We start from the raw sequence: 873 nt of genomic DNA on the forward strand, positions 1-873 counted from the left end.
GCAGCCATGGGTAGTCGATGCGCAGCCTGTCGGTGAACGCGAGAAAGTGGATGTAGGGGCGCGCTTGATAGGAAAGTTTGTGGCTCGACGCTTGCCGCCGCTCGCCATCGAGGCGGCCGACGCGCTCGGGCAGTGGCGCAGCGAGCCAGTCGCGAAGATCGGGCCACTGTGTGCGGAAGCGGCGGTGGATCTGCCGCAGCTGGCGCTTGTACATATCGCAGATATCCACACCCGCGACGTGCGCGGCGTACTCTGCCTCGCCGCAGTGCTGAGCGATCACTGGTGCGGCCGGGTGCTCGTCGATCGCTGCTGCGGCGGCAGAGATCGGTCCGGCCCTCATGGCGCTGACACATCGAGGCCAAGCGCGCGGCGGTACTCGGCGACGACCGCCGGGTCGGACACGCGCGTGTAGATGCGGGTGGACTCGGGGGAGGCGTGACCAAGCCTGCGCATGAGGGCGAGCTCGCGCATGCCGCCCTCCCACATGCGTGTCGCGTGCGTGTGCCGGCAGGCGTGCGGGGTCATCCAGGGCTCGCGTATGCCGGCCCGCTCGCAGGATCGGGCGAAAAGCTTGGCCAGCGCGGCGTAGGAGAGCGGCTCAGCCCGGCGCGCCCCGTTGCCGCCGACGAGGAAGAGGTAGGGGCTGCCGGTGTCGCGCGGGCGCTCGGCGGTCACGTAATCGGCGATCGCGGCAAGCGTCGCCGGCTCATGCAGGTCGACGACGCGCTCGCGCCAGCCCTTGGCGCGCACGCCGCGCGGATGGTCGTCGCGCTGGCGCACCACGATCCGCCTGCGGCCGTAGGCGACGTCCTCGAGCTTGAGCGCAAGCGCTTCGCCCGGCCGCAGGCCACCATCAAGCATGAGGCGGACAAG

At 70.6% G+C, this 873-nt stretch carries 2 protein-coding genes; both read right to left on the minus strand.

Annotated elements, in window-relative coordinates:
* The coding region (locus AACY19_RS26600; protein ID WP_339454463.1) for a hypothetical protein at positions 1 to 340 on the minus strand (340 nt) is incomplete at its 3' end.
* A partial coding sequence (locus AACY19_RS26605) for a tyrosine-type recombinase/integrase (RefSeq protein WP_339454464.1) occupies positions 337 to 873 on the minus strand: 537 nt, incomplete at its 5' end. The genes AACY19_RS26605 and AACY19_RS26600, both read right to left, overlap by 4 nt.

It is taken from the genome of Pseudomonas sp. EA_5y_Pfl2_R50 (assembly GCF_963970475.1).
Lineage (GTDB): Bacteria > Pseudomonadota > Gammaproteobacteria > Pseudomonadales > Pseudomonadaceae > Aquipseudomonas.